General features: G+C 64.4%; 21 protein-coding genes. 10 read left to right on the top strand and 11 right to left on the bottom strand.

Annotated features, from left to right (window positions below; all coding sequences use genetic code 11):
• The first annotated feature begins 90 nt into the window (after positions 1 to 90).
• A complete protein-coding gene (locus CUV01_RS05335) occupies positions 91 to 1659 on the top strand; it encodes an MORN repeat-containing protein (RefSeq protein ID WP_101459563.1) in 1569 nt (522 codons plus the stop codon).
• 122 nt (positions 1660 to 1781) lie between these two features.
• A complete protein-coding gene (locus CUV01_RS05330) occupies positions 1782 to 2927 on the top strand; it encodes an HWE histidine kinase domain-containing protein (RefSeq protein WP_101459562.1) in 1146 nt (381 codons plus the stop codon).
• Between the two features lie 8 nt (positions 2928 to 2935).
• Here CUV01_RS05330 and CUV01_RS05325 read toward each other — a convergent pair whose 3' ends face one another.
• The 4 genes from CUV01_RS05325 to CUV01_RS05310 are packed head-to-tail and all read right to left on the bottom strand — an operon-like array spanning position 2936 to position 6242.
• Complete coding sequence (locus CUV01_RS05325) at positions 2936 to 3328, bottom strand: PaaI family thioesterase (RefSeq protein ID WP_101459561.1); 393 nt, start codon at positions 3326 to 3328, stop codon at positions 2936 to 2938.
• Between the two features lie 20 nt (positions 3329 to 3348).
• The gene (locus CUV01_RS05320; protein WP_101459560.1) at positions 3349 to 3705 is read right to left on the bottom strand and encodes a GNAT family N-acetyltransferase; all 357 of its coding nucleotides are present in this window, start codon (positions 3703 to 3705) and stop codon (positions 3349 to 3351) included.
• A 27-nt stretch (positions 3706 to 3732) separates the two neighbouring features.
• The gene (locus CUV01_RS05315) at positions 3733 to 4875 is read right to left on the bottom strand and encodes a YcjF family protein (protein ID WP_101459559.1); all 1143 of its coding nucleotides are present in this window, start codon (positions 4873 to 4875) and stop codon (positions 3733 to 3735) included.
• Positions 4872 to 6242 (bottom strand): YcjX family GTP-binding protein, encoded by a 1371-nt coding sequence (locus tag CUV01_RS05310; protein ID WP_101459558.1) that lies wholly within the window; start codon positions 6240 to 6242, stop codon positions 4872 to 4874. The genes CUV01_RS05315 and CUV01_RS05310 overlap by 4 nt, the downstream gene beginning before the upstream one ends.
• A gap of 124 nt (positions 6243 to 6366) precedes the next feature.
• Between CUV01_RS05310 and hrpB the strand changes: the two genes are divergently transcribed.
• Positions 6367 to 8841 (top strand): ATP-dependent helicase HrpB, encoded by a 2475-nt coding sequence (gene hrpB, locus CUV01_RS05305; RefSeq protein WP_101459557.1) that lies wholly within the window; start codon positions 6367 to 6369, stop codon positions 8839 to 8841.
• A 42-nt stretch (positions 8842 to 8883) separates the two neighbouring features.
• On the opposite strand, the gene dinB is transcribed toward hrpB, so the two are convergent.
• Positions 8884 to 9972 carry a DNA polymerase IV gene (dinB, locus tag CUV01_RS05300; protein ID WP_101459556.1) on the bottom strand — a complete coding sequence of 363 codons (1089 nt, stop codon included), beginning with the start codon at positions 9970 to 9972 and terminating at the stop codon, positions 8884 to 8886.
• Positions 9973 to 10085: 113 nt separating this feature from the next.
• Positions 10086 to 10829 (bottom strand): DsbA family protein, encoded by a 744-nt coding sequence (locus tag CUV01_RS05295; protein WP_101459555.1) that lies wholly within the window; start codon positions 10827 to 10829, stop codon positions 10086 to 10088.
• Between the two features lie 217 nt (positions 10830 to 11046).
• Here CUV01_RS05295 and CUV01_RS05290 point away from each other — a divergent pair, with 217 nt between their 5' ends.
• The 4 genes from CUV01_RS05290 to CUV01_RS05275 all read left to right on the top strand — a co-directional run bounded on the left by CUV01_RS05290 (position 11047) and on the right by CUV01_RS05275 (position 16481).
• Entirely contained in the window at positions 11047 to 12183 is a 1137-nt protein-coding gene (locus tag CUV01_RS05290; RefSeq protein WP_101459554.1) for a pyridoxal phosphate-dependent aminotransferase, read from the top strand.
• The gene (locus CUV01_RS05285; RefSeq protein WP_101459553.1) at positions 12180 to 13418 is read left to right on the top strand and encodes an N-acetylmuramoyl-L-alanine amidase; all 1239 of its coding nucleotides are present in this window, start codon (positions 12180 to 12182) and stop codon (positions 13416 to 13418) included. Before CUV01_RS05290 ends, CUV01_RS05285 begins: the two co-directional genes overlap by 4 nt.
• A gap of 42 nt (positions 13419 to 13460) precedes the next feature.
• Positions 13461 to 13847 carry a cupin domain-containing protein gene (locus tag CUV01_RS05280; protein WP_101459552.1) on the top strand — a complete coding sequence of 129 codons (387 nt, stop codon included), beginning with the start codon at positions 13461 to 13463 and terminating at the stop codon, positions 13845 to 13847.
• Positions 13848 to 13931: 84 nt separating this feature from the next.
• Complete coding sequence (locus CUV01_RS05275) at positions 13932 to 16481, top strand: penicillin-binding protein 1A (RefSeq protein ID WP_101459551.1); 2550 nt, start codon at positions 13932 to 13934, stop codon at positions 16479 to 16481.
• Positions 16482 to 16506: 25 nt separating this feature from the next.
• Here the strand turns inward: CUV01_RS05275 and CUV01_RS05270 are convergent, their stop codons facing one another.
• Positions 16507 to 16968, bottom strand: a complete 462-nt coding sequence (locus CUV01_RS05270; RefSeq protein ID WP_101459550.1) for a hypothetical protein — start codon at positions 16966 to 16968, stop codon at positions 16507 to 16509.
• 178 nt (positions 16969 to 17146) lie between these two features.
• Here CUV01_RS05270 and prfB point away from each other — a divergent pair, with 178 nt between their 5' ends.
• The 3 genes from prfB to CUV01_RS05255 all read left to right on the top strand — a co-directional run bounded on the left by prfB (position 17147) and on the right by CUV01_RS05255 (position 20595).
• Positions 17147 to 18274, top strand: coding sequence for a peptide chain release factor 2 (gene prfB / locus CUV01_RS05265; protein ID WP_101459549.1), 1128 nt, complete (start codon positions 17147 to 17149; stop codon positions 18272 to 18274).
• A 152-nt stretch (positions 18275 to 18426) separates the two neighbouring features.
• Positions 18427 to 19410, top strand: a complete 984-nt coding sequence (locus CUV01_RS05260; protein ID WP_101459548.1) for an aldo/keto reductase — start codon at positions 18427 to 18429, stop codon at positions 19408 to 19410.
• A 111-nt stretch (positions 19411 to 19521) separates the two neighbouring features.
• The gene (locus tag CUV01_RS05255; protein ID WP_101459547.1) at positions 19522 to 20595 is read left to right on the top strand and encodes a patatin-like phospholipase family protein; all 1074 of its coding nucleotides are present in this window, start codon (positions 19522 to 19524) and stop codon (positions 20593 to 20595) included.
• Positions 20596 to 20650: 55 nt separating this feature from the next.
• On the opposite strand, the gene CUV01_RS05250 is transcribed toward CUV01_RS05255, so the two are convergent.
• From CUV01_RS05250 to CUV01_RS05235, 4 genes are all read right to left on the bottom strand, one after another.
• Positions 20651 to 21568, bottom strand: a complete 918-nt coding sequence (locus CUV01_RS05250) for a pseudouridine-5'-phosphate glycosidase (RefSeq protein WP_101459546.1) — start codon at positions 21566 to 21568, stop codon at positions 20651 to 20653.
• Positions 21569 to 21664: 96 nt separating this feature from the next.
• Positions 21665 to 22363 carry a 7-cyano-7-deazaguanine synthase QueC gene (gene queC / locus CUV01_RS05245; RefSeq protein ID WP_101459545.1) on the bottom strand — a complete coding sequence of 233 codons (699 nt, stop codon included), beginning with the start codon at positions 22361 to 22363 and terminating at the stop codon, positions 21665 to 21667.
• A 144-nt stretch (positions 22364 to 22507) separates the two neighbouring features.
• A complete protein-coding gene (locus tag CUV01_RS05240) occupies positions 22508 to 23389 on the bottom strand; it encodes a PfkB family carbohydrate kinase (protein WP_101459544.1) in 882 nt (293 codons plus the stop codon).
• Positions 23382 to 23744 carry an ArsR/SmtB family transcription factor gene (locus CUV01_RS05235; RefSeq protein WP_101459543.1) on the bottom strand — a complete coding sequence of 121 codons (363 nt, stop codon included), beginning with the start codon at positions 23742 to 23744 and terminating at the stop codon, positions 23382 to 23384. The genes CUV01_RS05240 and CUV01_RS05235 overlap by 8 nt, the downstream gene beginning before the upstream one ends.
• Between the last annotated feature and the right edge of the window lie 83 nt (positions 23745 to 23827).

The raw sequence follows: 23827 nt of genomic DNA, 5'->3' as shown, positions 1-23827 counted from the left end.
GGAAAGTCGGGCTTTGCGCAGTCGGGCCGGCTGCGCTACACCAAGAGCCGACAATAAAGAACCTTGGCCGGGAAACGGAAGGTGGGCGGAATGAAGGCAGGCATTGGCGTGTTGGCGCTGTTGATCGCTGCGGCAGGCATGAGCGGCGGAACGGCGCTGGCGCAGGATGTCGTGACGCGGCAATACGAGGACGGCGCCGTCTATGAAGGTACGTTCCGCAATGGCCGCCAGCACGGGCGCGGCAGCTATTCATTGCCCAACGGCTACAGCTATAACGGCGACTGGGTCGATGGCGAGATCATGGGGCAGGGCCTGGCGAAATACCCCAACGGTTCTGTCTATGAAGGACGTTTTGCCAAAGGCCTGCCGAATGGCAAGGGCAAGATCACCTATGCCGATGGGTCGACCTATGAGGGCGACTGGCTGGACGGCGACATGACCGGCGAAGGCGTGGCCGAATACGCCAATGGCAGCCGCTATGTCGGGCAATTCGTCAAGGGGCTGCATCAGGGCAAGGGCGTCATGACCCAGCCCAACGGCTTTAAATACGACGGTGACTGGGTCAGCGGCGTAAAGGAAGGGCAGGGCCGGATCACCTATCCCGACGGCTCGGTCTATGATGGCGGTATGCTGGCCGGGCAGCGCGCTGGCCGGGGCAAGCTGACCATGCAGGACGGCACCGTCTATGACGGCATCTGGTCGGCAGGGCAGATGTCAGGCACCGGCCGGCTGACGCAGGACGGCACCGGCTATGTTTACGAAGGCCAGATGTCAGAGGGCAAGCGCGACGGTCAGGGGATCGAAACCTATGCCAATGGCGATGTCTATGACGGCCAGTTCCGCGACGATCAACGCCACGGCACCGGCACCTTCACCGGCAAGGGCGGCTATGTCTATACAGGCGACTGGGTCGAGGGCCACATGCAGGGGCAGGGCACGCTGACCTATGCCGATGGTTCGGTCTATGTCGGGCAGATGGCCGATGACCTGCCAGAGGGGACGGGCAGGATCACCTATGCCGATGGCTCGACCTATGAAGGGCAATGGTCCGGTGGCCTGATCACCGGCGAGGGCAAGGCCAGCTATGCCAATGGCATGGTCTATGAGGGCGGTTTCGTCGATGCGCGCTATCAGGGGCAGGGCCGGATCACCTATCCCAACGGCTATGTCTATTCCGGTTCCTGGGTCGAGGGCGGACGCGAGGGCGAAGGTCAGGCGACCTATCCCGATGGCACCGTCTATAACGGCGAATTCGTCACCGGCCTGCGCGACGGTCAGGGCAGACTGACCTCACCCGACAGCTTTACCTATGAGGGCGGCTGGAAAGAGGGGCAGATCGACGGCGAAGGCGTCGCCACCTATGCCAATGGCGACAGCTATACCGGCCATTTCGTCGCCGGACGGCGGCAGGGTCAGGGCGTCTTGCGCTATGCCACCGGCGAGGTTGCAGCGGGTGAATGGCAGGATGACCGCCTGACCCGTGAGGGCGACGGCGAGGGCGAGGGCGTGGATGAGGTCACACCCGACAGCCAGGGCGCGGGCGAGGCGGCGGGCGATCAGGCGGCACCTGATGCCGCAACCGCGCCGACGATGCCGCAGGATGTGCCCGCAGACCAGGAGGCGGCTGTGCCGGCCGTCGGAGGTACCACAGGCAACTAGCGCGGCTCTATCGGGGCATATCCTCCTGAGGTTTGACGCTACTGCACGTTGCACCCCCACTGGACTGACAGTATTTTTTCGCTATCTTCGCCTCCTGTTGCCAAAATAGATGAGGCGTCTTCGTGAGCGCTGCTGCTCCTTTCCCCCCCGACGAACCGTCTGGCCATACGGCCTATCTGGAAGACCCCGACAGGTTGGCCGCGCTGGCCGTGACCGATCTGCTCGGCAGCCTGCCCGAAGAGGCCTACGACCGGGTGACACGATTGGCGACACAACTGACCGGCGTGCCGGTTGGCTTGTTCTCGCTGGTCACTGACCAGCGGCAGTTCTTCAAGGCGCGGACAGGGCTGAACGGTGCGAATGCCGATCTGCAGGAGACGCTGTTGAACAGTTCGTTCTGCCAATATGTGGTCACGGCGGACACGCCCTTGGCCATCGCCGATGCACGATCGCATCCGCTGTTGTCAGGCAATGCCGCGGTCGATGGATTGGGGGTGATTGCCTATCTTGGTGTGCCGATCCACGCGCCGACGGGACATGTGATCGGCTCGCTTTGTGCCATTGATCATGTCGCGCGGGATTGGACCGAGGCGCATCTTGCCGCATTGCACGATCTGGCCGCGATTATCGAAACCGAACTTCGTTTGCGGCGTAACATGGCCGAGCGCGCCTTGATCGGCTCTGAACTGAACCACCGCATCAAGAACCTGTTCACCATCGTCAGCGGCATGGTCAGGCTAAGCCGCCGCGCCCATGACAATGCCGCGGATATGGCCAGCGATATCGAGGCGCGGATCGGTGCGCTGGCCAATGCGCATCAATTGATCATCCCTGACGGCGCGACCGGACCAACCGCTGGCGGGGCCGGGCTTGCGCCGTTGATCACCGCTATCCTGGCGCCCTATCTGGGCGAGGGGTCGCAGGATCGATGCCAGATGAACGGGCCCGCAATGCGTGTCGGCGCCCAGGCAACCACCAGCCTTGCGCTGATCTTTCATGAACTGGCGACGAACTCGGCAAAATATGGCGCGCTGGGGCAAGTCGATGCGGTTCTGCATCTGGATTGGCGGCAAAAGGATGGCAGCCTGCATCTGGACTGGGACGAGCGGACCGGCCAGCCCTCGACATTGGGCGAAACCACGGGTTTCGGATCGCAATTGCTGGAAATGACGGTCGAAGGACAACTGCAAGGGCAGATCCAGACCAGCACCACGCCCACCGGCCTGCTGCGCCGTCTGGTCATTCCGCTGGACGCGCTGCTGCGCTGAGATCTGCGTTAGTAGAGGATCATTTGGGTGCACCGGAACAGTGCAATCCGCTTGCCAGTGTCGCGATGTGTGACCTCGGCGTCCCATAGCTGTGTCGTGCGCCCGGCATGGGCGATGGTGGCCACGGTCTGAACCACACCGTCGCGCGCGGTGCCGAGGAAATTCGACTTGAGTTCGATCGTGGCAAAGCTTTTTGCGCCGTCGGGCAGGCTTGCGATGCAGCCATAGCCGCAGGCGGTATCGGCCAGCGCAATCACCGATGCCGCGTGCAGATAGCCATTGGGCGCAAGATGATGCGGCTGAACCTGCATATGGCCGGTGACATGGCCCTTTTCGGCGCTGTCCCAGACCAGCCCCAGATGATCGGGCAGCGTGCCCCGCTGGATGTTGCTGAAATCCATGATGGGGGCCTCTTTCCTGCTTACCGCAACGGCCAGCGGATAATGACATTGTCCGAGCGCGACAACGGGCCGGGGTCAGTAAAGCGACCAGCCTCGGCGCCACCTGGCGCCTGATGAAATCGCCGCGCGGTACCGTTTTCTGCCACCACCGCCAGCGATGCCTGATCATACCCGGCCTCAAGCAACTCGTCCAGCGCCTGCGTCAGTACAGCGCGACCAATGCCGCTGCGCCCCTTGGTGGGCGCGACATGAAGGTGATGAATTTCTCCGCCGGGCTGCAGCGCCGCATGTCCAGCGGGGCCGAAACAGATCAGGCCCGCCAGATCCGCACCGTAAACCGCCAGCAATGTGCGATTACCCTTGGTCTGGTCTTGCAACCTGCGATGCCAGACCGATCGGCGGTTTCATTGCTTGGTGTCTGGCGGTGCGTCGTCGCCTCCGAACAGCCCGCGCAGACCGCGTGTGACCAGATTGCCGACCTTGGGGCGGGGTTGGTGGATAAAGGGCATGGGGCGGCAAACCTCCATCGCGGCGATCCCGACGCGGGCGGTCAGGGCGCCATTGACGACGCCTTCGCCAAAGCGGCGGCTGACCTTGGCCAGCACGCCGCCACCGGCCATGGTGTGGATCAGGTCATCGCCCGCAGCCACCGCGCCCGTGGCGATGAGATGGGTCATCACCGTGCGCGCCAGCCGCCAGCCGCCCACGGCGCCCGCGCGACCGCCGTAAATCTCGGCCATTCGGCGGATCATCCGCAGGTTGGCCGCCAGCGCCGCCATTACGTCGGCCAGCGCCAGAGGGATCAGCGCAGTGGCTGCGGCGACCGTGCGCGATGCGGCCTCGATCTCGCGCCGTGCCTGCTGATCCAGCGGCGCCATCAGGTTCGTCTCGGTCAGCACCAGCAAGGTTTCGGCGTCCATCGCGTCTGCCTGGCGGTCTTTCAGGTTTTGACGGGCCCAGTCCAGTTCTGGTCGCTTGGCATACAGCGATTGCAACTGGCCCGCGACCTTGCGCGCCGCTGCCAGATCACCATTTGCCAGTGCCGTGCCGGCCTCGCGGTTGATGCTGTCGATCCGCGCGAACCGTGCCCATGCCCGGTATTCACGAAACGCCATCAGCAGGGCTGCAAGGGTAAAGGCGGCAAAGAGCGCGATGCCGACCCAGCCAAGGATCGGATAGGCGTTCATCAGGCGGTTGATGAAATTCAGCGCCGAGATCGCCAGCAGGAACGTAAACAGCGCCACCCCGGTATTGATGAAGAACCGGGTCAGCGGCGAGGGTCCACGCCCGACCAGCCGCGTCACCATTTCCATCGTGCGGGGGCGGGGCCGGGCGCCCAGACCGTCGTCGATGGGCGGTGCATCGGCCGGGTTGGGACCGCTGTCATCGCGAGTTTCGCTGCGCGCGCTGCTGTGTTGGCCGGCCCGCGTCTGCGCCTGCGGCTCTTCGCCGGCAAAGGGGCGCGGGTCGGGGCGGGCATCACGCGTGGGTTCGCCCAGTTCGATCAGCACGGGGCCGCGTTTCCTGGGTGTCTCGTCATTGCTCATAGCCGGTCCCCGATCAGGAATTCCGCCGCCCGGTCCAGCCGGATATGGGGCGGGCCGTCGCCTTGCCGCGCGGTGCCGGCGGCGGGGGCGAAGTTCATGATGGCATAATCCGCGTTCAACCATTCGGTCGCGCCATCGCGGGCGGGATGCAGCAAGACCGCCGGGTCATTTGGCAACTCGCCCGGAAAGAACGCCGCCTGCCGCCCGTCCATCAGCGTGCCACGGACAGCGGGCAGATCCTCGTCGCCCTGTCGGATGACATCTTCGGTGGTCGTGCGCAGCGCGGCAATCGACATGGCCTCGGTCCGGGCGCCGGAGAAATCGGCACGGTCGCGGGCCTCGCGCAGGGTGGCCGTCAGGATATTGGTCAGCCGCGGATGCTGGACGTGGTTCAGGTGATCGGCCTTGGTCGCGGCAAAGAGGATGCGCTCCACCCGTCTTGCGCCCAATAGCTGCGCCAACCAGCCGGCGCGGCCTGGACGAAAGGCGGTCAGGATATCGGCCATGGCACGGCGCATATCCTCGACAGCCGGCGGCCCGGCATGGATGGCGCCCAGCACATCGACCAACACGACCTGCCGGTCGATCCGGGCGAAGTGATCGCGAAAGAAGGGTTTGACCACCCGTGACTTGTAGGCATCGAAACGGCGGCGAAACTCGCGATAAAGGGGGCCGTCTTTCATCGTCGCGGGCAGAGGCGCAAATGTCAGCGCGGGGGACCCGGCCATTTCTCCGGGCAGCAGGAACCGCCCCGGTGTGCAGTCAGACCAACCGGCCTCGCGGGCCTGACGCAGATGGCTGGTATAGGCCTCGGCCAGATGCTGGGCGGTGGGTTCATCAAAGCGCGCGGACGGATCGATGCCGTCCAGCGCGGTCTTATATTCGCCCGCGCCCGGGCGGTCTGCCATCCGTTCAAGCGTTTCAGCGGACCATTCCGCAAAGCTGCGTTCCATCAGGCGCAGGTCCAGCAGCCATTCGCCGGGGTAATCCACAATGTCGATATGGATGGTCTGCGGACCGCGCAAGCCCGCGAACATGCCCTGTGGCTGGACCCTCAGCGACAGGCGCAACTGGCTGACATGGCGGGTTCCGTCTGGCCAGTGCGGCTCGGGTCCGGTCAGTGCAGCCAGATGGCGCTCATAGTCAAATCGCGGCACCGTATCATCGGGCTGGGGTTGCAACCATGCGGTCTTGATGCTGCCGTCGGCGGCGGCGCGCAAGGCGTGCATCCGACCTCGATCCATCAAATTCGCGACCAGCGAGGTGATGAAAACCGTCTTGCCCGCGCGCGACAACCCGGTCACCCCGATCCGTATGGACGGGTCCGCAAGGCCAAGCCCTTGCATCAGATTGCTGCCTATCCCCATGCCTGCCTCTGCTTTTTTATGTCCGGCCCGTGTGTTCGCCAATCCGCTGGAAGATAGGCGTGCGGGCGGTGATTTCATAGGGGCGGGCTTTCGCGGCCCTTTGCCCTCTGCCATAACCCGCGAGATGCAGGATCGGTTGCCAATTGATGATGTTTTGCCTGCCCTGTCCGAGGCGCTTGCTGCAGAAGGCTGCGCGGTGCTGGTCGCACCGCCGGGTGCGGGCAAGACGACGCGGGTGCCGCTGGCGCTGTTGGATCAGGTCAGGGGCAAGATATTGATGCTGGAGCCGCGCCGCCTGGCCGCGCGGGCGGCAGCCGAGCGGCTGGCAGAGGGGCTGCATGAGGCCGTTGGCGCGCGGGTCGGCTATCGGATCCGGGGGGAGGCGGTGGCTGGCACGCGGATCGAGGTGGTCACGGAAGGCATTCTGACCCGGATGATCCAGTCTGACCCGGCTCTGGCAGGGATTGGATGCGTCATCTTTGACGAATTTCACGAACGCAGCCTGAATGCCGATCTGGGTCTGGCGCTGGTCTGGGAGGCGCGCGGCGCGCTGCGCGAGGATCTGGCCTTGCTGGTCATGTCGGCGACGCTGGAGGCCGAGCCGGTCGCAGCGCTGATGCAGGGCGCGCCGGTCGTCAGATCCGAGGGCCGCGCCTTTCCGGTCGAGACGCGCTGGCTGGATCGACCACTGCCCGCCGGTGCGCGGCTGGTCGATGAGGCGGCGCGATTGATCCTGCTGGCCGAGGCCGAAACCCGCGAGACCGGCGGCACCTTGCTGGCGTTTCTGCCCGGTGAGGGTGAGATCCGGCGGGTGATGGGATTGCTGGGCGACAGCTGCGAGGTGCTGCCTCTTTATGGGGCGTTGGATGCCAAGGCGCAGCGGGCCGCGCTGTCTGCACCGGGCGCGCAGCGGCGGGTCGTGCTGGCCACGGCGATTGCGGAAACCTCGCTGACGATTCCCGAGGTGCGGGTGGTGGTCGATGCCGGTCGGGCAAGACGCGCACGATTCGATCCCGGCAGCGGCATGTCGCGGCTGGTGACCGAACGCGTCAGCCGCGCCGAGGCTGATCAGCGGCGCGGGCGTGCGGGCAGGGTGGCGCCCGGCATCTGTTACCGGATGTGGGCGCGGGCGGAAGAGGGGGCCTTGCCCGCCTTTGCGCCGCCCGAGATTGCGGTGGCCGATCTGACGGGGCTGGCGCTGGAACTGGCAAGCTGGGGGGCAGAGCCGGGCGATCTGGCATTCCTGACCCCGCCGCCCGATGGGGCGCTGGCAGAGGCGCGCGCCTTGCTGCGTGATCTGGGCGCGCTGGATGCGGCGGGTCGGATCACCGATCATGGCCGGCTGCTGACACGGCTGCCCCTGCATCCCCGTCTGGCGCATATGCTGGTCGTCGCGGGTCCCGAGGCCGCAGATCTGGCGGCCCTGTTGGCCGATCGCGACCCTTTGCGCGGTGCGCCAGTCGATCTGGACTTGCGGCTCAAGGCAATCCGCGATCCGCGCGCGCGCCATCCCCATGACATCAATATGCCCGCGCTGCACCGGATCCGCGAAGAGGCCAGACGCCTGCGCCGTCTGGTTGCGTCCCGCGACGGCGGGGGGCTGTCTGCCCCCCGCACCCCCCGAGGATATTTGACTGAAGAAGAAAGGTCGGGACTTGCGCTGGGCGCGATATCGGCACTGGCCTATCCTGATCGCGTGGGGTTGCGGCGCAAGGGTGATGATCCCCGCTTTGTGCTGTCGGGGGGTAAGGGAGCGGTGTTGGCGGCGAGCGATCCGCTGGCCGGGCAGAGGCTGATCGTGGCGGTCGATCTGGAAGGTGATGCGCGCGAGGCGAAGATCCGGATGGCGGCGGCGTTGAGCGAGGCGGAACTGCGTGGACTGTATCCCGAGGGGGTCGAGGAACATGCAATCTGCGAGTGGTCGCGGCGTGATGGTCGCGTCATGGCCCGCCTGCAAGAGCGGTTTGGTGCCCTGGTTCTGTCGGATCGGATCTGGTCTGATGTGCCCGAGGACAGGGTTGCGCAGGCGGTGCTGGACGGGCTGCGTTTGGATGGTCTGCCGTGGAGCAAGGCCGCGGCCCGATTGCGGGCGCGGATATCCCTGCTCCGGGATATGCCGGCGGTGGATGACGAAAGCCTGCTGGCCGATGGAGGCTGGCTGTTGCCCTGGCTGGGCAAGCTGCGGACGCTGGCCGATATCCGGTCGCTGGATCTGGTCGAGCCGTTGCAATCCCTGATCGGATGGGAGGGCCAGCAACGTCTGGGCCGCGAGGCGCCTGCGCATTTTCTGACGCCGTTGGGACGCAAGGTGCCGATTGACTATGATCATGAGACGCCCTCGATCGAACTGCGGTTGCAAGAGCTGTTCGGCGTCACGCAGCATCCGGCTGTTGGCGGGCGGCCGTTGCGGATCACGCTGCTGTCGCCGGGGCAAAAGCCGGTTCAGGTAACGATTGACTTGCCGGGGTTCTGGGCCAATTCCTATGCCGATGTGCGCAAGGATATGCGCGGTCGCTATCCGCGCCATCCTTGGCCCGAAGACCCGACGCAGGCAGATCCGACATTGCGGGCCAAGCCGCGTGGCGGCCCGGGCCGTTGATCCGCGGGCGGCTGGCCATGCCATCCGCGCGGACGGGCCCGGTCAGTCGAAAAGACTGAGTTGGCCGTCATCGGCCTCTGCCGTCTCTTGGTCGAAACCCGACAGGGTGATGCCCAGCAGGCGAACGCCGCGCGGGTCGGGCAGGACGGCGGCTGCGAGATTACAGGCAATGCCCAGCATCTCGTCCTGGCTGCTGACCGGCTGCGGCAGGCTGCGTGCGCGTGTGATCTGCTGAAAGTCCGAGAACTTGATCTTTAGCGTCACCGTGCGTCCGCGGATCTCGTGCTTGGCCAGATGGCGCCAGACCTTATCGGCCAAGGGGGCCAGGGCTTCTGTCGCCACATCAAGGGTCATCAGATCGGTGAAATAGGTGTTCTCGGCGCCCACGGATTTGCGGATGCGGTCGGGGCGCACCTGCCTGTGGTCGATCCCGCGCGAAATATTCCAGTAATAGTGCCCTGATTTGCCAAAGCGCTTTTGCAGGAATTCCAACGGCTGCACCCTCAGATCGGCACCGGTCTGAATGCCCATTGCCTGCATCTTGCGCGCGGTCGCCGGACCGACGCCGTGGAATTTTCCGACTGGCAGAGACTGCACGAAATCGGCGCCTTTTTCGGGCGGGATGACGCAGAGCCCGTCGGGCTTGTTCTGGTCGGATGCGAGCTTGGCCAGGAACTTGTTGTAACTGACGCCGGCGCTGGCGGTCAGCTGCGTTGTTTCGAGAACGCGGGCGCGGATTTCGCGGGCGACCTGTGTGGCGGTCTGACCGGGCCAGAGGTGGTCGGTCACGTCCAGATAGGCCTCGTCCAGCGATAGCGGCTCGACCAGCGGGGTGTAGTCGGTAAAGATATCCCGGATCTGCGCGCTGACCGCGCGATAGACGTCAAATCGGTGGCGCACGAAGATCAGATCCGGGCACTGCCGCTTGGCGGTAACCGATGGCATGGCAGAGCGGACGCCGAACTTGCGCGCCTCGTAGCTGGCGGCAGCAACGACACCGCGCAGCGACGATCCGCCTACGGCCACGGGCTTGCCGCGCAACTCGGGGTGATCGCGCTGCTCGACCGAGGCATAAAAGGCATCCATGTCGATATGGATGATCTTGCGCGGTCGCGGGGCGTCACCCGGCATGCGGTGCCTCTGAGGATTGTCTTTGTCCCATGCGGTCAGTCTAGCCCATCGCGACAGGGACGTCTTGGGTGCGAGTGGCGTGCCAAACCCAAATCGCGCAGCGTAGCCGTCCGTTAGCCGTCCTGCGCCTCGCGGATGGCCTCGACCGTGGCGGTCAGCCCGGCTTGCGGCACGCCGCGCAGCAGTTCGGTGCCGATGACAAAGGTCGGCGTGCCCTGGATGGACATCTTCTGAGCCAACTGATGGTTGCTGCGCAGCACATCATTCACCGCGTCGCTGTTCATCGCCTCGACCACGGCATCCGGATCGACGCCGATCTCGCCGGCAATCTGCTTCAATGCCTCCAGCGTGGCGCTGCTGCGCAGGGTGATCAGGGCGTCATGAGCCTTCATATAGGCGTCGTCGCCGCCGATCTGCTTGACGGCAACCGCAAAGCGGGCCGAGGCCTCGCTGTCTTGGCCCAGAATCGGGAACTCTTTCAGAATCAGGCGAATATTGCCGTCTGCTTCGACCAGATCCTGCACTTCGTCATTGAACTGTCGGCAGACACCGCAGCGATAGTCGATGAATTCGACCATGGTCAGATCACCATCGGGGTTGCCCCCGACCCAGCTATGGCCGTCAGCAAAGATCTCATCCTCGAATTGCTGGACCAGAACCTCGTCATTCTGGGCCGCATCCGCGGCGCGCCGTTCCTCTAGCACATTGATCGATTCGATCAGCACCTCGGGATTTGCCATCAGATACTCGCGCACAGCCTCGCCAAAGGCCGCTTGCTCGTCATCTGTCATGGCATCGATATCGAAGGCCATCACAGGCGTGGCGGTCAGCAGCAGGGCGGCGATCAGGCGTTTCATCAGGCATCCTTTCGGTTTCGCGCGCCACCTTAGCCGCGCCGCCGCTGATGACAAGGACACGCCTGCGTGAGCATCCCGCGCCGCCTTGGCCGGCAGCCGTGGCCTGCAACGATCCCCAGTGGGGCTTGGTATGCGGCGAAAAGGACAGCTGAAAAGGGTGGAGCCAGACCGCCACACTCGTTAGAACGGCGGCAAAACAAAGCCGCAGGCAGAGCAGATGCGACAATCCCGACGCGGGCAGGTGGACCCGTTCATCGTCATGGACGTGATGGAGGCCGCTCGCGCCGCCGAGGCGGCAGGCCGGCACATCATCCATATGGAGGTCGGGCAACCCGGCACCGGTGCGCCGGCGGGCGCACGCGCTGCGCTGGCAACGGCGCTGGAACAGCCGCTGGGCTATACGGTGGCGCTGGGCCTGCCTGAATTGCGCCAAGGCATCGCGGATCTTTATCGCCGCTGGTATGGCGTCGATCTGGACCCGGCCCGTGTCGTGGTGACACCGGGATCATCAGGTGCGTTCATCCTGGCCTTTTCGGCGCTGTTTGACGCGGGCGACAGGGTGGCGCTGGGTGCGCCGGGCTATCCCAGCTATCGCCAGATCATGCGGGCGATGTCGCTGGAACCCGTGAGCATACCGACCACGCTGGAAAATCGCTTTCAGCCGCTGCCCGATGATCTGCCGGGTGACGTTCAGGGGCTGATGCTGGCCTCGCCCGGCAACCCGTCGGGGACGATGCTGACGCTGGATGCGCTGGGTGGGCTGATCGACCGGGCGCAGGCGCAAGGCACCGCCGTCATATCGGACGAGATCTATCACGGCCTGTCCTACGACAGGCCCTGCCACAGCGCGCTTGAAATCAGCGACGACGTTTTCGTGGTCAATTCCTTCAGCAAGTATTTCAGCATGACCGGCTGGCGGATCGGCTGGATGGTGGTGCCCGAAACGCATCTGCGCACGATTGAACGGCTGGCCCAGAACCTGTTCATCTGCCCGCCCCATGTCAGTCAGGTCGCGGCCCTCGCCGCGCTGGATTGCGAGGATGAGGCGCAGGCGAACCTGGCCACCTATGCCGAAAACCGCCGCTTGATGCTGGACGGGTTGCCCAAGGCCGGTTTTGACCGCATCGCGCCGCCGGACGGAGCCTTTTATATCTATGCCGATGTTTCGGCGCTGACCGATGACAGCGTGGCATTCGCCGCCGAGATTCTGGACAAGGCCGGCGTCGCCGTGACCCCCGGCGTTGATTTCGACGCCGATCGCGGGCACCGGATGCTGCGTTTTTCCTATGCCCGCTCGACCGCCGAAATCGCCGAGGGGCTGGCGCGGTTGCAAGCCTTCATGACGGCGCGATGACCGCACTGCGACTGATCCTTGTGCTGACCATGGCTCTTTTTGCAGCGCTGCCTGCGGCGGCGCAGGACGCCGCGCGGCTTGATCTGGGGGCCTCGTCCCTGACCGCGCAGGGCCCTGATCGGGGACACCCTCGACCGATGCAATTGCGGCTGACGCTGGATCGGGCGGTCCCCTACCGGGTGTTCCTGCTGGACGGCCCACCACGTCTGGTAATTGACCTCAAGGACGTCGATTTCGACCAGACCCGGCCCGAGCAACTGTTTGGCGCTGATCTTGTGCCGGCGATCCGGTGGGGGCGGTTCCAACGCGGCTGGTCGCGAATCGTGACCGAATTGCCGGGCCCTTACGCGGTGACGCAAAGCGGGCTGTCGACGCGCGCCATGCAGCCCGTTCTGACCGTCGCGCTAAAGCCGGTGCAGCCCGAGGACTTTCGCCCGCGCGCCAGCGCCTCGACCGCGTCGCGCACTTTGCCCGAGCCGGCGACGGTAACGGCCACGCCTGACGATCCTGCCATGCCCAAGGACGCTCAGGCCGACCGGTTGATCGTGGCGCTGGATCCGGGTCATGGCGGCATCGACCCCGGCGCGCTGGCTGGCGGCGAATCCGAGGCGCGCATTGTTCTGGACTTCGCGCATGCCGCGCGAGAGGCGCTGGAACGCGCAGGGATCGGGGTCTTTGTGACCCGCGAAGAGGATCGCTTTATGGGGCTGGAGGCACGGATGACCGCTGCCCGGGCCGCTGGTGCCGATCTCTTCATTTCTTTGCATGCCGATGCGCTGCCCGCCGGTCAGGCTGCGGGCGCAACGATCTATCTGTGGGACCCCACTGCCAATAATGCGGCCAGCCGGTTGCTGGCGCAGCGACATGATCGCGATGATCTGCTGGCGGGGCTCGATCTGACCGGCACGGATGACGCGTTGGCGGGCGTGCTGATGGACATCGCCCGCACCGAGACGCAGCCCCGGTCCGAGAACTTTGCCAAGTTTCTTGCCTCGCGCATGGCACTGGCTGGCATCGACATGCACAGCCGGCCGGTGCAGGGGGCACGTTTCTCGGTGCTGAAATCGCCCGATATCCCCTCTGTCCTGCTGGAGTTGGGGTTTCTCACGGACCCGGTCGATCGCGCGCATCTGACCGATCCGGCCTGGCGCTCGCAAATGGTGGGCGCACTGGTCGCAGCCATCGGTGGTTGGTCACGCGATGAAGGCGCAAGGGCGGCGCTGCTGCGGCAGTAGCCCGCGATTTGCGCGAGCCCGGGGATCTGCCAAATTGTGGTCATGGCAGAGGCGATCGTCCATCACAGCGACCCAACCTTGTCCGCGCGGCTGGCGCTGGCTGCCGGACCGCAGTTCGAACTGCACGAATGGAGCGGCGGTGGCCCCGGCTATCTGCACGTCCACCACCGCGATGATGAGGCCTGGCATGTGATCAGCGGCCGCCTTTTGTTTCGCATCGGCACGGGCGAGACCTTCGAGGCGGGTCCCGGCACGACAGTGCACATGCCCGCAGGCGTCGCGCATGATTATGACGAGATCGAGGGCCCAAGCCGCTATCTGATGATTCTGACGCCGCGTCTGCGTGCATTGATCGAGGCTCTGCATGCGTCTGAGTTCAAGGACCACGCCCAGGTCATGCTGCGCTATTCATCCGAGATCGTGGAATAGCTGTTTCTCCGATAACCCAAGGTTGTTTTGACGCGCCATCAGCCGCAGACTATAGAGGCAAGCGATTCACGAAAGGCCTGATCCTTGCTGCGCGGTATTCTTTCATTCTTTGGTGGCATCTTTTCATGGGTGGTAACGGCGGCGGTCTTTGCCGCGCTGACCATTGGCGGGATCTTCTGGATCTATTCCCGCGATCTGCCCAGCCACGAAGCCCTGGCGCAATATACGCCCAAGACCATCAGCCGCATCTATTCGGGTGAAGGCCGGCTGATCGACGAATTCGCCGAGGAGCGCCGGCTGTTCGTGCCGATCGAGGACGTGCCCGATCTGGTCAAGCAGGCCTTTGTCAGCGCCGAGGACAAGAACTTCTACAATCACCCCGGCTATGACGCACGCGGGATGATCAGTGCGTTGGTGCAGGCGGTGCAGTCGCGCGGCGAAAACGTGCGCGGCGCCTCGACCATCACCCAGCAGGTGATGAAGAACTTTCTGCTGTCCAGCGACCGCAGCGTCGAGCGCAAGGTCAAGGAACTGATCCTTGCCACGCGGCTGGAACAGACGCTGACCAAGGACCAGATCCTTGAACTGTACCTCAACGAGATTTTTCTGGGTCAGAACAGCTTTGGCGTGACCGCCGCCGCCCAGACCTATTTCAACAAGACGCTCAGCGAATTGACCCCGCATGAGGCCGCGACGCTGGCCGCCATGCCGCAGGCGCCGGGCCGTTATCACCCGGTCCGCGCCAAGGAACGCGTGACCGAGCGGCGCAACTATGTCCTGCGCGAGATGTGGCAGAACGGCTATATCGACCAGGCCACCTATGAAGCCGAGGCAAAGCTGCCGCTGCGCAGCGTTCAGAACGGCGATTTCGTGGCCTTTCAGGAACAGTTGCCCCCGCGTGATTACTTTACCGATGAAATCCGCCGTCAGCTGAGCCGTGAATTCGGGCAGGACGAATTTTTCGGTGGCGGTCTGGCCATTCGTGCCACCGTCGAACCCGAGATGCAGGGTGCGGCCTCGAACGCGCTGCGCGAGGCGCTGGAACGCTATGACCGCAGCCGTGGTGTCTGGCACGGCACCGAGGTCAGCCTGACGCCTGAGCAGATGGTCGATGAGGTCGCCTGGCGTGGGGCGCTGTTTGAAACGCAGATGCCGCGCGATATTCCGGGCTGGATGCCGGCGGTGGTTCTGGAACTGGGCAATAACGATGCCCGAATCGGTATCGAGGGCATCGAAGAGGACGATGACGGCCACTGGATCCCCGCCAATGACGTGCAATGGGCGCGTCCGCGCCGCGAGGATGGCAGTCTGGGACCGCGCGCCAATGTCGCCAGCGATCTGCTGTCAGTGGGCGATGTGGTGATGGTCCGCGCGATGACCAGCGACAGCGATGGCAGCTTTATCCGCTGGACCCTGCGCCAGGTGCCCGAGGTGCAGGGCGGCTTTATGGCGATGGACGTGAATACCGGGCGCGTGATCGCGATGCAGGGCGGTTTTTCCTACCAGTCATCGGTCTTTAACCGTGCAACGCAGGCGATGCGGCAGCCGGGGTCCAGCTTCAAGCCGTTCGTTTACGCCGCCGCGCTGGACAACAATTATACCCCCGCCACCATCGTCGTGGACGAAGCGATCCGGGTGAACACGCCGCAGGGTCTGTGGACGCCCAAGAATGCGGGCGGCAGCTTTTATGGCCCGACGCCGCTGCGCACCGGGATCGAACAATCGCGCAACCTGATGACCATCCGCGTCGCGCAGGATATCGGGATGGACCGGGTCGCCGACTATGCCGAGCGTTTCGGCGTCTATGACCATCTCGACCCGTTCCTTGCCAACAGCCTTGGCGCGCAGGAAACGACGTTGTTCAAGATGGTTGCGGCCTATGCCATGTTCGCCAATGGCGGCGAGCGCGTCGAACCCACACTGGTCGACCGGGTGCAGGACCGCCGTGGACGCACCATCTATCGCCATGACAAGCGGGTCTGCGAAACCTGCGGCCAGCAGGCGTTGCCGGCAGGGCAGGGGCCGATCATCGACAATAACCGCGAACGGGTAATGGACGCGGTCACGGCCTTTCAGTTGACCTCGATGATGCAGGGCGTGGTTCAGCGCGGCTCGGGCAAGGGCGTGAACCTGCCGGTGCCGATTGCGGGCAAGACCGGCACCACCAATGACGCCAAGGATGTGTGGTTCGTGGGCTTTTCCAGCAATATCGTGGCGGGTTGCTATCTTGGCTATGACCAGCCGCGCACCCTGGGCAGCGATGCCTATGGCGGGACGCTATGCGTGCCGGTGTTCAACGCTTTCATGCGCGAGGCGGTGCAGAAATACGGCGGCACCGATTTCCGCGTACCGCCCGGTGGCCACTGGGTCAAGATCAACCGGGTCACCGGCCAGCGCCTGCCTGATGATGCAAGCGGCCCGGACGTGATCTCGGAATATTTCCGCGATGGCACCGACCCCGACTGGCTGTCGCCGTTGATCGTTGGTGGCTTTGGGGATGACACCACCACCCTGCCATGGGAGGCCTCGGCCTCATCCAACGCCGCGACCGCGATCACCACTTCGACGGGGCAGCAGAAGGTCATCCCGAAAAAGGCCGATTTCGGTACGCTGAGTTCAGGCGGCCTTTACTGACAGCCGGGCGACCGATTGCACGGCCTTAGCTGCAAAGCTGGGCGGTCCAATCGGTAGGCCCGCGACCTTCCCGGCACTTGAAGCGAATGCCATAGACGGTGGCAGATGCCGCGCCGGTTTCGTCCGACACGTCGAATTCGATCACATGCTGTTCGCTGCGGACGGAATCATCGGACAGATTTTCGCGTGTCATCACCACCGCGCCGCGCGGCAGGCCGATGATCGCGCCGGAATAGATGTCGAGATCTTCAGTGTAGTTGCCTTCGACGGTTTCGCCGGGTGGATTGGCAAGGGCAGACTGGATGATAGCGCCGGCCTCGGCCAGAGATTCCTGACCTGTCAGGCTGAACGTCGCCGCGTCGCGCAGCGCATAGTCTGCGGCGGTGACAGGTGGCGCATCGCCCCAGCCACCGCCGGCGGGCTCCAGCGTGGTGGGCGCACAAGCGGCAATGCACAAAACGGCCAGCGAACTGCTGAGATATTTCATGAAACGGGCCTTTCCTGAATGAGTGGGTTCTTCGGGCACGAGCCTCGACCATAGCCTTTGGGCGTGATTTTTCCAATCAGCCCGTGGTTCTGGCGCAGGCAAGAGGGGCGCGGCCCTTGTTCACGCTTCGGCTGCGCGCTATCTACCCGGTTCGACCAGACCCCAAGGAATTCGCTTCATGCGCGCAGAGACTCAGGCAACGATAGATGCGATTCGCAAATCGCTGACCCTGCTGGGGCAGCGGATGGATCGGGAAACCGCGCCTCACCGGCTGGAAGAGATGAACGCCCTGATCGAGGATGGCGACCTGTGGTCGGATCCGGCCCGCGCGCAAAAGCTGATGCGTGACCGTCAGGCCCTGTCCGAGGCGATCGAGACCTATCAGCGGATCAGCGACGATCTGGACGCGAATGCCGAGATGGTCGAACTGGCGGGCGACGAGGGCGATGCCGATCTGGTGGCCGAGGCCGAGGCAAATCTCAAGGCGCTGGCCGAGGATGCGGCCAAGAAGGAACTTGAGGCGCTGTTGAACGGCGAGGCCGACGGCAACGACACCTTCCTGGAAATCAACGCGGGCGCTGGCGGCACGGAAAGCTGCGACTGGGCGTCGATGCTGGCGCGCATGTATGTGCGTTGGGCCGAGAAAAAGGGCTATGAAGTCGAACTGATGTCCGAAAGCCCGGGCGAAGAAGCCGGCATCCGGTCGGCGGCCTACAAGATCAGCGGTCACAATGCCTATGGCTGGCTGAAATCGGAAAGCGGCGTGCACCGGTTGGTCCGCATCAGCCCCTATGACAGCGCAGCGCGCCGGCACACCTCGTTCAGTTCGATCTGGGTCTATCCGGTCGTGGACGAGAACATCGAGATCACCGTGCCCGATAATGAAATCCGCATCGATACCTATCGCTCGTCCGGCGCAGGCGGGCAGCACGTGAACACCACCGACTCGGCTGTGCGCATCACCCACTTGCCGACCGGGATCGTGGTGACCAGTTCAGAGAAATCGCAGCACCAGAACCGGGCCAATGCCATGGCCGCGCTGAAATCGCGCCTTTATCAGGCCGAGCTTGATCGCCGGAATGCCGAAATCAACGCCCAGCACGATGCCAAGGGTGATGCGGGCTGGGGCAACCAGATCCGGTCCTATGTCTTGCAGCCTTATCAGATGGTCAAGGATCTGCGCACGTCGCACGAAACCAGCGACACCCAAGGTGTGCTGGACGGGGATCTGGACGCCTTCATGGCGGCTACGCTGGCACTCGACGTATCGGGCAAGAGCCGGGCAGAGGCGAACGCCGAGGATTGAGCGGGCGTCATGCGGACACAGCGTGGCCCGCGGTTTTGTTCATGTGAATAGATCGGCTCGGCGCGGCTGAGGGCGTGATCGCGCGGAGACCAGCTTTTCTTTCCGCAATTCTGCCGTCAGGATCGCGTCTGGAAAACACGAGGGTTCGGATCATGCAGCAACGGCAACTGGGCGCGAACGGCCCGATGGTGGGCGCAGTCGCTCTTGGTACGATGAATTTCTTGGGTGCCTACGCGCCCGGCGATCCGGACGAGGCGATGCGCTGCATGTCGCGCTGCCTTGATCTGGGGATCAACCATTTCGACACCTCTAATGTCTATGGCATGGGCCAGTCCGAGGAATTACTGGCGCGATTCCTCAAGGATCGTCGCCGCGACGTGGTGCTCGCCAGCAAATTCGGCATCACCCGCAAGCCCGAGCGACCCTTCAACAACGAAATCCCGCATCTGCGTGACAGCATCGAGGGCTCGTTGAAACGGCTGGGGGTGGAGCATATCGACCTTTACTACATCCACCGCCGCGATCCATCAGTGCCGGTCGAGGATGTCGTCGGTGAAATGGCGCGGCTGAAGGATGAGGGCAAAATCGGCGCCATCGGCCTGTCCGAGGTCTCGCCCGCGACCTTGGAACGCGCGGCGTCCGTGGCGCCCATCGCGGCGGTGCAGTCGGAATATTCGCTATGGTCGCGCCTGCCAGAGTTGGGAATTGTGCAGGCCTGCGCCCGGCACGGGGCGGCGCTGATGGCGTTTTCGGTGCTGGGTCGTGGCGTGCTGACGGGCGCACCGCCCAAGCCCGCGACTTTTGACGAGGGCGACCTGCGCCGCGCCATGCCGCGCTTCGGCCCCGAGAACTATCCGCTGAACATGGCCAGGATCAGCATCTTCGCCGATTACGCCCGCGATCTGGGCCACAGCCCCGAGGCAGTGGCAATCGCCTGGGCCTTGTCGCGCGCACCCCATGTCATCGCGCTGCCCGGATCGCGCAGCACGGCGCATATGCAGGAAAACGCCAAGGGCGCCGATCTGACCCTGACGCCCGCGCAATTGTCCGAGATCGAACGATTGCTGCCCGCAGGCTTTGCCCATGGTGCACGCTATAACGCGCAGCAATCGCTGGGGCCGGAAAGCTATTGCTGACGCAGCTGGCCCCCTGGTGGAACCTGTTCGGGAACACCTTGTCGCGACCATGGGTGCGGCTGCCGCGCGGCTCTGATATGCTGCAATCGCGAATATAGGCAGAGGTCTGTTTTGAAAGAGAAAAGCATTAATCTGGCGTTGCAGGGCGGCGGCGCGCATGGCGCCTTTGCCTGGGGCGTCCTGGATCGTCTTCTAGAGGAAGACTGGTTGACCATATCGGGCATCAGCGGCACCTCTGCCGGGGCGTTGAACGGGGCGGCGATCACGGCGGGCCTGGCGCTTGGCGGGCGCAACGGGCGGCGTGCGGCGCGCGAGAACATGACCTATCTTTGGACCGAGGTCGCACAGGTCAGCGACAATCGCATGATCCGCTGGCTGCACTCGATGATGCCGGTGCCGCGCGGAATGCAGCGCTGGACCGAGATGTTCACGCCCGTCGCCTGGCTGGAAAGCCTGAGCCGCGTGTTCAGTCCCTACGATTCCGGTCCGTTTTACAGCAATCCGCTGGCCGCGATCCTGCACGAGATGCCGTACCCGGTTTTCTGGAAAGAGGGTGGACCGCGCCTGTTCGTCTCGGCGACGAACGTCCGGACCGGGCGGATCAAGGTGTTTGGCGGGGCAAACCTGTCGGTGGCGGCGGTAACAGCTTCGGCTTGCCTGCCAACCCTGTTCCGCGCGGTCGAGATCAAAGACCAGACGACGGGCGAGTTGGAGGCCTATTGGGATGGCGGCTATACCGGCAACCCGGCCCTTTTCCCGCTTTATGATCCGGCGCTGCCGCGCGACATCGTGATCGTGAACATCAATCCGATGACCCGAGACGCACTACCCAAGACGCCGGCCTATATTCAGGATCGGATCAACGAAGTCAGCTTTAACGCATCCCTGCTGGGGGAACTGCGGGCGATCAACTTCGTCAAGCGGCTTGCTGCGGAAGAGCGTCTGACCAACCGGCCGATGAAGAACGTGCTGGTGCATATGGTTCTGGACGACATGTTGATGAACGATCTGAACGCGCGGTCCAAGATGATTCCCTCGCCCGGTTTGCTGGACCGGATGAAAGCGGCGGGGCAGGCCTCGGCACATCGTTTCATCGAGGACCACGCAGACGCGCTGAACAATCGCGACACGGTGGATCTGGCTGAACTGTTTGCGGGCGTGATGCCGGCGCGCGTTTCGGGTTAGATCCGCCGCGCCGAGTCCGACGAAACGATGGCCTGCGCGAACCGGTCGTCGATGGTCATGCGGTGGCGGATGCTGCGATCTGCGCGGCCAGCTTTGCGTTGTTCAGGACCAGCGCGATATTGGATTGCAGCGAGCGGCCATCGGTCAACTCGAAGATGCGTCCCAGCAGAAAGGGCGTAACCGACTTGGCGGCGATGCCTTGCGCCTGAGCCTCGGACAGCGCCTGTTCGATCACCGGATCAATGATCTCGCGCGGGATTTCATCGGCCTCGGGGATCGGATTGGCCACCAATTGCCCGCCGGGCAGGCCCATCACGGCGCGCATCGCGGCGGCCTGAGCGATCTGGTCGGGGCTGTCCATGCGCAGCGGTGCGGCAAGGCCCGATTGGCGCGACCAGAAGGCCGGAAAATCGTCTTGCCCGTAGGCAATGACCGGCACGCCCATTGTTTCCAGCACTTCCAGCGTCTTGGGCAGGTCCAGAATGGCCTTGGCACCCGCCGCAACGACGGTGACCGGGCTATGGGCCAGTTCCTGCAGATCGGCGCTGATGTCAAAGCTGTCCTCGGCGCCGCGATGCACCCCGCCGATACCGCCGGTGGCAAAGACGCGGATGCCGGCCAGCGCGGCGCAGATCATCGTGGCCGCAACCGTTGTGGCGCCGGTGCGGCCATTGGCAACGCAAACCGCCAGATCGGCGCGCGACAGCTTCATCACCTGATCGGGCGGCGTTTGGGCCAGCGCCTCCAGCGCCGCATCCTGCATCCCGATATGGATGCGCCCGCCCATCACCGCGATGGTCGCGGGGACGGCGCCGTTTTCACGGATGGTCGCCTCGACCTTGCGGGCCATGTCCAGATTGTCGGGCCAGGGCATGCCATGGGTGATGATGGTCGATTCCAGCGCGACGACGGGCTGGCCTGCATCCAGCGCGGCGCGGACTTCGGGGGAAAAGGACAGGGGGGCTTGGGTCATGGCGGGCTCCTTTATCCGGGCTGGTCGCATGACGGGGCGTTACAGGCAAGGGGCGCTGGAAGACAGCATATCCGCGTGCCTTGCCAAACCCGTATGTCAGGCCTGTGTCCCTTGTGTTGCCGCGATCCAGAAATCCGGGTCGGCATAGACGGTCGGATCAGGGATGCCGGCCAGATGAAACGCCTCGCGCCGTTCAATGCAAGTGCCGCAGCGCCCGCATTGCAGCGCGCCGCCCTTGTAGCAGGACCATGTTTGCGCGAATGGCGTGCCCGCCTGCGCGCCCGCGGTCACGATATCGGCCTTGGACTGATCGACGAAGGGCGTCAGCAGCGTGACATTCGCATATCCGTCCAGCGCCGCGTGTTGCATGGCCTCAAAGGCGCGCGTGAAAGCGGGCCGGCAATCGGGATAGATGAAATGATCGCCACCATGTACCGCCGTGGCCACCGCCGTATCGCCCTGCGCGGCGGCAATGCCGTAGGCGATGGTCAGCATGATGGCGTTGCGGTTGGGAACGACGGTGATCTTCATTGTCTCTTCGGCATAGTGGCCGTCAGGCACGTCAATATCATCGGTCAACGCCGAACCTGACAGCGCCGCGCCAATGCTGCGCATGTCGATGATGTGATGGGGCACGGACAGGCGCTGCGCGCAGCGGGCCGCGAAATCCAGTTCCTTGAGGTGTCGCTGGCCGTAGTCAAACGAGACCAGCCGCGACAGCGCGCCCTGATTGGCCAGCACATGGGCCAGTGAAACGGAATCAAGTCCGCCCGAGCAGACCACGATGGCTTTCATGATGTCAGTCCTTGTTTTGTTGACCGGGTAGGCTGCGACCGGTGCCGGGCTGATACCCAAGCGCCCGTCGAGGCGCAACCGTCAGGCAGGGGGGCTAGCTCGCGTTGCCAGCGCAGGAAACCAATCACCGCATCTGTGGCACGGTCACGGCAGGTCCTTGCCCGCCACATGCGCGGCGGCGGCTTGCGTTGCGGCCTGCAGCGCGCCGTCGCGATCTGCGCCTTGCTGTTCCGCGACCAGATGGGCGGCCAGAAAGCAATCGCCTGCGCCGGTGATGCGTGCAATGCGAACGGCGGGCGGCGTGGCGGTCAGCGTGGGTTGGCCGGACATGGCGTCTGCCACCCGCTCTCCGCCATCCGTGACGATGACACGGCGCGCGCCCTTGGCGGTCACTGCCTCGGCTGCGGTGACGGCATCGGCGCAGGCACGGCCCGCGATGATCTCGGCCTCCAGCCTGTTCAGGTAAAAGCAACCGCGTCCGGCCGCGATCAGTGGATCGAGGCGCTTGGCCTTACCGGGACTGGCAGGCACAATGCGCAGATCAGCATGGGCAAGGCGCGGGTCGCCAGCGATCCGGGCCAGCAGGCGTTCGGTCAGATTGCCATCGACCACCGCCACGCCCTGCCAACCGGCAAGCGCGTTATCCAGCGGCGCAAGGATACGCTCGCCCGCGGCTTCCAGCGAATGCGCATCGGCGATGGCTGCGACGAGGCCGGAATTGTCCTCGACCGCCATGTAGCAATCGGTGGGCAGGTCGGGGTCGCGGATCAGATGCGCGGTCATCACCCCAAGCCGCGCGCTTTCCGCGACCAGCGCGTCGCCCTCGGGTTCCAGTCCGACCGCTGACAGGACCGCAGGTCGCATTCCGCGCCGCGCCAGCGCGATGGCCACGTTCAGCGCCACGCCGCCGGGGATATGGGCGATGCGGCCCGGCACGTCATGCCCGGCCTTCATCGCGCGCGGCGCACGCCCGATCACGTCCCACAGCATTGCACCGATGCAGATGATATCAGGCTGCTCAGTCATCTTCGCCTCTTTCGCGGTCCCATTCCGTCATCTCGGCCTCGAGAAAGCGTTCAAAGTCGTCCAGATCGACCGGATCAAATTGCCCAAAGCCCTGCATCCAGACCGTGGCCGCCCGCATCCCGGTCGGTTCCAGCTTGCACCAGTTGATCCGCCCGTGCCGTTCCTGACGGATCAGACCGGCTGCGGCAAGGATGCCCAGATGCTTGGACACGGCGGCCAGGCTCATCTCGAACGGCTCGGCCACATCGCTGACGGCCATGTCGTCTTCCAGCAACATCGACAGCACCCTGCGCCGCGTCGGGTCGGCAAGGGCTGCGAAAATCTGGTCGAGGCGTGCGTTTTCTGTGTGGTTCATGGGATTAATAGTCAACCGGGCGGTTGACTATCGCCGGGCAGGATTGCGAATGCAAGCAGATCAAGTGTCGCGGGGCGATTAAA

This window comes from Paracoccus tegillarcae (assembly GCF_002847305.1).
GTDB classification, from domain to species: domain Bacteria; phylum Pseudomonadota; class Alphaproteobacteria; order Rhodobacterales; family Rhodobacteraceae; genus Paracoccus; species Paracoccus tegillarcae.
Note: the sequence above shows the minus strand (reverse complement) of the source record. Positions and strands in the feature narration are given on the sequence as shown.